The organism is Mammaliicoccus fleurettii (assembly GCF_003970575.1).
Taxonomy (GTDB): domain Bacteria; phylum Bacillota; class Bacilli; order Staphylococcales; family Staphylococcaceae; genus Mammaliicoccus; species Mammaliicoccus fleurettii.
This window is the reverse complement of record NZ_RXWZ01000220.1, coordinates 1-6,439: the sequence shown is the minus strand read 5'-3', so window position 1 is coordinate 6,439 and position 6,439 is coordinate 1. Positions and strand designations below refer to the sequence as shown.

The following is a 6,439-nucleotide window of genomic DNA, read 5'->3' as shown; positions in this document are numbered from 1 at the left end:
CACTCCTATGATTTCTTTGGTTGGAAATTCATTTTGAGTGTATCACGAGTGGCTTTTCTTATGTGTCTAGCTTAATTTTACAATCGGCGTCATTATTAATATAAAATGATTTCCTAATTAATTTCAAAACAACACCCACTTTGACTTGTACAAAAAATGGTGTTTCTTCTAAAGTAGTATGCTTATATGTTTTATTCATTTTATGTTCTCTGAATGTGATATGTTGAAATGTCGAACCATCTTCATTGAAAGATAACATTTTTCCCATTATAAAATCGTCTTTTGGCCCTATGTATTGAACCAAAGTTTCATATGCATATATATCCATAATGTCATCAGGATCTAAAAAGTGAATAAAACCCCCCCTAGAATGGTCAACACCGATGTTTCTTACTTTGCCTGGAGCTCCTTGATTTTCATTAAGTTTCACATACTGAAAATTTGTAAACTTATTTGAATATTTTAAAATTTTTTCTTCACTATTATCTGTTGAACAGTCATTCACTATTATTATTTCAAGGTTTTCTTCTCCAATCGTTTGATTCAATAGTGAATCTAAACATTCCTGTACATAATCTTCAACGTTATATACAGGTAAAATAACAGAAATCAACATTTTTTCCTTCTCCCTTCCGAAAAGTTATTATTACCTAACTAATTAAAACTTAAATGATTTAGGAAATGATTTACACTGTTCATTTCTAATACTTATTTTTAGTCTTTATCCAAGTTCTATTACTTAATCCTTATATTATTTTTGCTAACTATATTAAGATAATCAGTTATTGCTTCAAGAACTTTTAAAGTTATAAGCATTCAGTATTTTGAATTGCCTTCTTTCCACGAATTCATTATTTTTAGTTATTTTTTAAGTTATAAATTTATAGGTTTAATAAAATCAATTATATCCTTTGACATCTCTTCATTTTTCAAAGCAAATTGTATTGTAGTTTTAACAAACCCTATTTTTTCACCTACGTCATAACGTTCACCCTTAAAATCATATGCATAGACACAATCGTCAGAATTTAAATGTTCAATTGCATCTGTTAGTTGTATTTCCCCACCTGCCCCAATTTCTTGTCGTCCTAGATAATCAAAAATTTGTGGTGTCAGTACGTAGCGTCCCATTATTGCTAAATTTGAGGGCGCTGTTCCAAATTTTGGCTTCTCAACAAATTTATTAACACTAAACAGTCCTTCACTTGACTCTGCTGGATCAATAATACCGTATCTATGTGTTTCATTTTCACTTACTTGTTGTACTCCTATAATTGATTTACCTGTTATTTCATACTGGTCCATCAATTGTTTTATCGCTGGAGTGTCTGCTTGTACAATGTCATCTCCTAATAAAACAGCAAAGGGCTCATCTCCAACAAATTGCTTTGCTGTCCATATTGCATGGCCTAATCCATTTTGCTCTTTTTGTCTTACGTAAAACATGTTTGCTAAGTTACTTGAATATCGAACTGCTTCAAGCAACTCTGTTTTACCTTTTTCTTTCAGAGACATTTCCAATTCTTTTTGATTATCAAAATGATCTTCGATTGCTCTTTTATGCTTACCTGTAACTATAATGATATCTTCAATGCCTGCTTCCACTGCTTCTTCTACTATATATTGGATAGTAGGCTTATCTAGAATAGGTAACATTTCTTTAGGCATAGCTTTAGTTGCTGGTAAGAATCTTGTACCTAGGCCTGCCGCTGGTATTATAGCCTTTTTAATTTTCATAATTTATATCCTCCCTTTAATGTTTCAAATCACTGATAAAAATTCCCATACTTTTATCAATAGATTTTAGAATAATAATAAATAAAGCATTCTTAAATAGCATGTCAGTATAAAATCACAGTTATTTTAGTATAACAAAATTTAATCGAAAAAACATAGAGATATTTAATACATTTTAAATATGTTTTAATAATAAAATAATATAAAGGTGTATGCTATATGCGTTACTCCTTTATATTATCCAATAAATCTCATTTTTAGTTATAATGCATTTCTTTATATTTTTTACATCACCTTTAGTTTAATGTAACTTTTTGTTCTTCAATTTTTTCATTCATCAAGCCGTCCCAAATTTGAACTGTCCCATCTTGCTCTACAATAAAAGTATATGACCCGTGTCCACTTTTATTATTTGCTGCTATTCTCCATATGCCATCATCTTGTGCTGAAAATTCTGGTTGTTGAAATTTGATTAGGGAAGCATCTCCGCCCTCAGTTTGATTAACACCTGCTATGACATAATCAAATACATTATCTCTATTAACTTTTAAGTTAGAAAATTCATTTTTATGTGTTGTTCTTTCTGAACCACCTTCATGAACTTTAACAATTTCACTACTATTTATATTATACACAATCTATTTTTTAGTTTTATTTGTGATACGCTTCACAAAAACATAACAGCAATTCTCATAAACCTCATATGTTCTGATACGTTCAAAATCCCTTTATGAAGCGGCTGAAAAAACCGCATCACTTATGATACGCTTCTGCTTATCAGTTAGTGATGAGGTTTTTTAATATATAAATTAGCTTGATATTTCTCAGTCTAAATCATAATAATCATGAATAATAAAATAAATATATTCACGCTTTTCATACTAGATAGAATGGTTGAGTATTATGTAAAAGATAAAATTCTTCATTCATATTTACTAATTAATTTAGCAAGAATTTATTAGTAAATATTTCTTAATTCTTCCTTAACTAATAAAATTAAGAGTGTATCCATAGAATTGGATATACTCTTAACAAAGCAATTTATATTTAAATAGATGATTTGAACAATACTTTCCACTCTTCTTCTAAATCCTTGTCTAACTTTTTCAAATTACTACTATCTTTATAAAGATTTACAGTTTCTTTAAAAGCACACATACCAAATCTTGTCCAACCTACTAAATTCATCCTAGATAACATTAAAACTAAATTGTAACCTCCACCTGATTTAGTAAATGCATCAATTCCATCAACCATACATAAAGTGCCATGTCCTACCAGTAATAATCTATCTATCTCTCTACTTTTATTGATTACAAAAACATCTTTTAATTGTTTTTTATGATAATAAACTTGCTTTATAGTCCAAAATAATCGTATTATCATTTCGTTTAAAACTACTGGAATCGCTAAAGTCGCTCCAAACCTCGCATCATAGCCATTAACATAGACTTGTTCTGTTATCTTTGCGAATGTAGTAGGTATGTCATTTTTGCCATTTGGAACATTGCTTGCCATTAACTGTGTTAAACCATAAAATGGCATAGGTATCCCTGCGCCCGTTTTACCTTCATGCCCTCTAGTACCGCTCGAACCGACTAAATCTGACATTAAGTGGCCAAACCAATTCATTACACCACATAATATTTTAGCTACAAAAGTGTGGCCTTGAAGCTCAAAATTTTTCTTACCACCCTTTTCTTCAAGTTTCGGCGTTATATGAGATTGTATTTTTCCTTTGTCGATAACTGTAGTTGTATGCCTAAATTGATCTAGTATAGAAAAAAATAGTCCAAAAATATCTGGCATGTGACCTAAAGATTTTAAATGATGATTACGGGGAAGCATATTTAATTCAGAATTAGATATATTTAAATCTTTAGCATATCTTGCATCATAAGGAACTTTAAATCTTTTTTCTAGATAACCTATTGCACCAGCTATATTATCAAATTTTTTGTTTTTATTTGCTAAAAGCTGGTCTTGCTTTTTATCATATTCATACACAAATGATGCAAACTTAAAAACTATTTTGTCATAAGCTTCTCCTATTTTTTTATTCAATTTAGAGTCAGACATACTTTTAACTTTATCTTTATTAATGTCAACTTCTTTTTTTAATTTCTCCTTAATTTCTTCGTTAGAAAAACCTTTTTCTTTCAATGAACTTCTTAAATTTTCATGGCGCTTTTTATTATTCAATGTTGCTCTCATTTTCTTAGAGTCTAGAGGTTCACCAATAAAAAATACATCGATTAAACCACTAAGAATACCTGAAAGTGAAGCAACTAAATAATCGTATTTATCTAGTTGCAGTGGAGCTAGGTTATACTCACTTTTCATTCTATCTACTATTTCTTGTTGTTCACTCTCAGTTAGTAGTTCTTTAAAAGGGTCATTATCTATGTTTACACCAAAATTTTCAGCATATTCAAAGTTATTATTAACAAAAGAATTCCAATCATCGACATAATTAACTACGTTTATGTCATCAAACTCTTCAATTAATTTTTCGATTCGGCTATTTTCTTCATTAGTTAAACTCATTGCCTGATTTATGTCAGTATAATTTAAATCAATTTCTGATTCTTGATCTATATTTTCAGCCATTTTCAATAATGCATCTATATTTTCAGAATTATTTTCATTGATATTATTTAAATTATTAAGCTTATCCCCTATTTCAATTATTCGGTTTTTTACATCGTCTTGTTGATTCTTTTGATTTTTTAATAAATTAGCATATAAATTTAAGTTTTCTTCACTTAATTTGTTTTTTGTCATTTTAATTACCTTCTTATATTTGAAAACAAATTTTTGGCAGTTGATTTTACTGTTGCAGAAGCATTGTCTGTCAGATTAAAATAACCTAATTCTGATAATGAACCCAACAATTCTTCAGCATTAGTTCTCGAAATATTATATTTTAATCTTAATACTCCATCTTCTTCACTATAACACTCTAGTATCTTGTTTCTATATACTAACTTATCCTCATTATTTGTTAGTTCATATAATTTATCTTTTTTTAATAACTGTGGTACTTTAGTTAGTACACTTTCAGATTCGTAATGATCTACTCTATTAGCAACTTCCTCAGATCCCTTAGTAATACTTTTAAGAATTTTCCCTAATTTTTCTATTTTTATTGAATTTTCTTCACCATTTTTTATTTCATTAATTAATTTAGTTGAAATAGTATTTACATCTTCTATTAAATACTGAAGACTTTTTTGGTTATTTTTAATTATTTCCTGAAGCATTAGTTCTCGATGTTTATTATTTTTTTCATCATTTAACCCTGTTATTTTTTTCATACCTTGATAAGAAGTAATGCCCAGTAATGCTAATACACCAACCCCAGTGAACATGCTTGAAAATCCTAATATCCCTCCCATACCTATAGTTGCAAGACCGGATGTCATACCAATTGCACTAACTCCAGCAGTACCTGATAAATACAAAGCTGCCATAGGTATTCCAACAGAAGCAGCTTTAGAAGAAATATCTTTCAAAGTTTTTTTTATATCACTGTCATTTAGTCTTTCCTCTAAAATTGATTGATTATACTTATATGTATCTAAAAATACATGCAATTCTTTTGAATTAATATCAAATTCTTCAGCCACAGTTAATATAAATTTATCTTGAATTAATTCAGATTCTTCATGTTCTATTGCATATAAAGCAACTAAATCTTTCAGTAAAGATAATTTAACTATTTCGAAATCAACAATTACACACCTCTCACTTAATTGTTCTATTAATTCAAATGTATCTTCAATCATATTTACATCCGACATATAACTACGTAGTTCTACTCTATGTTCACTATCCATATTCATTTTAACTATAAAAGAAACAATATCTGCATATTCGCGGGAATCTATAATATTATCGTTGGAATATGCATAATTACAAAGAATTTTAACATAAATTTTTTTTATTTCTTCATCTAAGTCTTCTAAGGGTATAATTTGCTTTGTTTCAACAAAATCATTTTCTTCATTCAATTCGATAATTTGATTTATAAATTCTTCAAATAAATCAGCATTTATATAACTACTTAACATTTCTGAAATACTATAATAAGTTCCATTCTTAAATTTTATAATATTATACTCTAAGTTTTTCTCTTTTTTCACTCTGTTTTGAGTAGTAATTTCTTCAACGTCTTTAAAATAAAATTCATATGGCTGTTCCATCAATTCCTTTATTACTATTTTTTCACCACTTACATATATACCTTCTTTACCTGATCCCGTTAAGGATGTATCAATAATTCCAATATAGTATTCTTTTTCAATTAATCCTTTTGTTCCTTTAACAGCATTAATCAACACTTTTTCCGGGATATCTGGTGATATATGAACTTTAGAAGAACCGTTTCTTGCCCCTTTGATATTATTTATTAAATTTTCTTTTATAAAATCTGTATATTCCATTTTACTACCATCCTTTTATATTTATATATATTTATTTTTTAGTTTAGCATAACTATATGAATTGCCACTATAAAATTATATATTTATAACCGAATTTTAAAAATTTTACTTGTTTTCTCATTTTTTCAAGTTAGAACAAAGTTTCCCTACATTAGTATTGATTCTAGTTTATAATATATTTAAAGTAAATATAACCAGAAAAGACGGTTTGAAAGGACTATCACTTTGAATTTTGAAAAATACAAATATTTTACAGG

Annotated in this window: 5 protein-coding genes; all 5 read right to left on the bottom strand. The window is 28.2% G+C overall.

Translation table 11 applies throughout. The annotated features are described in order from the left end of the window. Positions 1 to 58 precede the first annotated feature (58 nt). The 5 genes from CD129_RS12685 to CD129_RS12665 all read right to left on the bottom strand — a co-directional run bounded on the left by CD129_RS12685 (position 59) and on the right by CD129_RS12665 (position 6,182). The gene (locus CD129_RS12685) at positions 59 to 616 is read right to left on the bottom strand and encodes a glycosyltransferase family 2 protein (RefSeq protein ID WP_115336952.1); all 558 of its coding nucleotides are present in this window, start codon (positions 614 to 616) and stop codon (positions 59 to 61) included. A 257-nt stretch (positions 617 to 873) separates the two neighbouring features. Beyond that, positions 874 to 1,737, bottom strand: coding sequence for a UTP--glucose-1-phosphate uridylyltransferase GalU (gene galU / locus CD129_RS12680; RefSeq protein WP_276330154.1), 864 nt, complete (start codon positions 1,735 to 1,737; stop codon positions 874 to 876). A gap of 296 nt (positions 1,738 to 2,033) precedes the next feature. After that, a complete protein-coding gene (locus CD129_RS13525) occupies positions 2,034 to 2,372 on the bottom strand; it encodes a hypothetical protein (RefSeq protein ID WP_243832001.1) in 339 nt (112 codons plus the stop codon). Between the two features lie 412 nt (positions 2,373 to 2,784). Then, complete coding sequence (locus CD129_RS12670; RefSeq protein ID WP_115336950.1) at positions 2,785 to 4,521, bottom strand: hypothetical protein; 1,737 nt, start codon at positions 4,519 to 4,521, stop codon at positions 2,785 to 2,787. Between the two features lie 5 nt (positions 4,522 to 4,526). Beyond that, on the bottom strand, positions 4,527 to 6,182 hold the full coding sequence (locus CD129_RS12665; protein ID WP_115336949.1) for a hypothetical protein: 1,656 nt from the start codon (positions 6,180 to 6,182) through the stop codon (positions 4,527 to 4,529). Positions 6,183 to 6,439 lie beyond the last annotated feature (257 nt).